The following is a 3,869-nucleotide window of genomic DNA, read 5'->3' as shown; positions in this document are numbered from 1 at the left end:
GGCTCTGCATGACCTACGTCAGATACAGGCTTATTCAATGGGTATACCTGCGGGCAAGGCTTTGTTTTCCACCCGTTCTTGTCCGAGCTGGTCTGTGTGCTGAGGGGTGAGTTGGCCAGACGGTTACCATAGTGCCTCACTCTCCGCTTGGGGTGACCGCTCGGTGGCCGCTCGAGCAATCTTTGGAAAAGTACGGCATGTCACGTCACTCCTTCCCTCTAGAGATGGGAATGGAAAGCCTGGTAAATAAGTGGTAAATTTATAATAATTAAATTTACCGCTATGCCAGGACACAGAAATAAATGGGCTTATCATGGTAACACTAGCCGAAAAAGACCTTGAATCTCTTTACCAGCAAGGGGTTCGAGGCAACGCCGCAGCCTTTGCTCTCATAGGCCGTCAGATCGTAAGCAAGCTCAAGAAGACGCAGCCAGAACTTGCCTCTCGTCTAGCCGAGCTCCTCGCATCCGATAGTGGGGTGCGAGGCGCTCCACGCTTGGCGACCCCGGTAGATGCAGACTCTCGACGCAGCCTTTTAAAAGAAGGCGCAGACGCCTTCATTGAATTCGAGCCCAAGTGGGAAATCGCCGTCGAGCAGCAACTGCTAGAGATCATTCAAGAGCGGAAAAGCCACAAAGAGCTCCTAACCGCAGGACTGGAGCCGATTCGCTCCATGATCTTTACCGGCCCACCAGGAGTCGGCAAAACACTGGCTGCACACTGGATTGCCAGCAAGCTCCAGCTCCCAATTTTTACGCTGGACCTTGCATCGGTAATGTCCAGCTTGCTGGGTAAGACCGGCACGAATATCAAGGCCGTAATCGAGCATGCCAAGAGCCTCCCTTGCATTCTGTTCTTGGACGAATTTGATGCGATCGCCAAAAGACGAGACGACGAGAAAGACGTAGGGGAGCTCAAGCGGCTGGTTAACGTTCTGCTGCAAGCCATCGATGAGTGGCCATCCACCTCCATCTTGATCGCCGCAACAAACCATCCAGACATGCTGGATCCGGCTGCATGGCGGCGATTTGAAGCAACGGTTCGCTTTGAAAACCCTCCCATCCAGCTAATTGAGGGGCTTCTAACCGAAGCAAAGGTATCTCCCAAAATCGCCCAGCAACTGGCTACCCACCTGCAGGGAAGCTCGTTCTCGGACATAAACAGAATCGTCCTTACGGCAAGAAAACGGGCAGTTCTGGAGCAGCGCTCACTTAACGACACCATCATCGATATCTCGCTCAAGAACCTCGCTTCTGGAAAGTCGGCTCATAGCACCAGAGATATGAGGATTATCCAGCTCTCCTTGCAGGGTTTATCCCAGCGAAAAATCGCAAGCGAGCTGAATGTTTCCCACCCAACTGTTGGAAAAGTCATAAAGGAATTCAAGGAGAGTACGAATGGCTGATAGGAACCTGCTTTTAGGGAAAGGGGAAGCGCTGGCAACCGCCAAAGAGATCAAGCGTAATTCTGGGCCAAAGAAATACCCGTACACGCTTGAGGAGATCCGTGCCGAGATTTCCTCATCCCTGGAGCAGGTTCAACTATCTCTCTCAGCTCTTCCGAAAGCAGCCAAACCCCGCGGGGAAGGTGTTTTTGAGCTGACGCTGCACCCTGCTTTTCTGGCCAAATCCTACTTCCCCAAGCGCATCCTCAAAAAAGCAGGCTTGCGCGATGTAGGGAGCAAAGAGACTTCGATTGTTCCGAGGCAAGTTACGGACATCCGAGATGCCGGAAAGCTCCAAGCCACAGCGACCCTGTTTATCGCTGGCACCGAAAGCGCCGTCGCCAACCTACGTGGCCTGCTCAAGTCGAGCGACATCCCGGCCACACTGGAAAAAGAGCTCAAGGAGATCGAGTCGGTCCGCTGGATCCAAAACGAGAGCAAGATCCGGGGCCCGCTTCCACAGGGAGACGGTCCGCATGCCTTCGAAGTTGCCCTGCATGCTGGATCCGATGAAGAAGACATCGTTGCCTCTTTCTCTGACTTTGTGAAAGCACATTCGGGCAAAGCTGACCTGAAGCGGCGGATCAAGGTTGGGGGGCTAACGTTCATCCCGGTCTACGCGTCGTCAGAAGCCATTGTGGCCATCGCCAGTCATACGTTCCTTCGCGTTGCTCGGCCTATGCCTGAGCTGCGAATCGCACATCCCACCCTTGCTCGCTCAACGCTAGCCAACTACAGCACGACGCTACCCAGCCACGCCGCTATTGCCCCAGACAAAGCTGCAGCAATCTTTGATGGCGGCCTGGGGACAACGGACCTCGCCGGCTGGGCGACCGAGTACTACTACGAGGACACAGGCGATACAAACGGCCAACTGCTTATGCATGGCAACGAAGTCACATCGACCTTTCTGTTTGGCAGGCTCGCCTCAGAAGTTGACGAGCTCAAACGTCCATACATGAATGTCCACCACTATCGTGTGCTTTCGCCTATCTCTGGCCGAGATCCAGACCTCTTCGACGTACTGATCAAGATCCGGGATGCACTCGACTCTGGAGAATACAAGTTCACCAACCTGAGTCTTGGCCCACGAATGCCGATTAATGACGAAGAGGTGCACGCCTGGACTGCAACGCTTGACCAGGTTTGCTCGCGCCACGGCATCCTGGCCACCGTCGCGGTCGGCAATGATGGCGACGTAGAAGGGGCGAACAGGATTCAACCACCAGGGGACATGGTCAACGCGCTGGCGATTGGCGCTGCAGACACCAGCGGTACTAAATGGAAGCGAGCTGAATACAGTTGCGTAGGCCCCGGAAGAAGCCCGGGCTACGTCAAGCCCGATGGCGTTGCCTTTGGCGGCTCCGACGCTGAACCTTTTAAGGTGTTCAACCCTATTCTGGGGAGCACCGTCGGCGTCCAAGGAACCAGTTACTCAGCGCCGCTGACACTAAGGACTGCGGCAGGTGTTGCTTGCTCGACGTCCTATGAGATGACGGCAATCGCTTTGAAAGCCCTGCTCGTCCACCATTCCGAGTACAAGCGCACAATCAGCCGCAACGAGGTGGGCTGGGGACGTTTCCAAGAGGACCCGCTGGTCCTTCTTGAATGCCCAGACAGTAGCGCCACCATTATCTTTCAGGGTCAACTTGAGAAAGGTCAGTACCTGCGCTGCCCCATTCCCTTCCCAGACATCCCAATCACCGGAAAAGCGCAGATCAAAGCCACGTTCTGCATTCAGGCGCACACCGACCCCGAGCACGCCATCAACTACACCCGCTCAGGGATGGGCGTGGTTTTCCGCCCCAAGGCGGGCGCCGGTATCGAGACAAGCAAAGACTTCTTTGGTCGCGGCTCCCAGTACAAGATGACTGAGAGACAGTTCCGAGATGACGCCCATAAATGGGAAACCTGCCTACATCGTGATCGGAGCTTTGATGGCGAAGACTCTCTGGTAGGTCCGGTTTTCGACATTGAATACCACGCACGCGAGAGCAGTCGTGGCATCTCGCCGAGCTCGGCACCAGACGTCAATTACGCGTTGATTGTGACCGTGCAAGCTGACGATATCCCTGACATCTACAACTTGATCAGACAGAAGTATCAGATCCTTCAACCTGTCGAAGTAACTGTAGAAACCACAATTACGACATAGAAATGGCCACCAGAAACCTTAAGGCGAGGATTCTGATGAAAGCCTCGATATTGCCACAGGTAGCTCGCTCGGGCTCATATTGAGCCCGAGCGAGGTTAAAAGCTGAGTCGGTTCGACATTGGGTTCCGCAGAGCGATGCTTCTTGAATCGCCCCTAGTTTCGTAGACACCTCCAAGCCTCATAATGAGGCCCAAATAGGAGGAGCCATGAGTCGTCAGCGTTACCCCGAAGAATTCAAGATCGAAGCGGTCAAGCAAGTGACCGAGAAAG

General features: G+C 54.4%; 2 protein-coding genes. Both read left to right on the top strand.

Annotated features, from left to right (window positions below; genetic code table 11):
* Positions 1-313: 313 nt before the first annotated feature.
* A complete protein-coding gene (locus CKW37_RS32245) occupies positions 314-1,405 on the top strand; it encodes an AAA family ATPase (RefSeq protein WP_034061305.1) in 1,092 nt (363 codons plus the stop codon).
* Complete coding sequence (locus tag CKW37_RS32240; RefSeq protein ID WP_034061308.1) at positions 1,398-3,599, top strand: S8 family peptidase; 2,202 nt, start codon at positions 1,398-1,400, stop codon at positions 3,597-3,599. The genes CKW37_RS32245 and CKW37_RS32240 overlap by 8 nt, the downstream gene beginning before the upstream one ends.
* The last annotated feature ends 270 nt before the right edge of the window (positions 3,600-3,869 follow it).

Source organism: Pseudomonas sp. Irchel 3E13, from assembly GCF_900187455.1.
Lineage (GTDB): Bacteria > Pseudomonadota > Gammaproteobacteria > Pseudomonadales > Pseudomonadaceae > Aquipseudomonas.
This window is presented reverse-complemented; position numbering and strand designations above follow the sequence as displayed.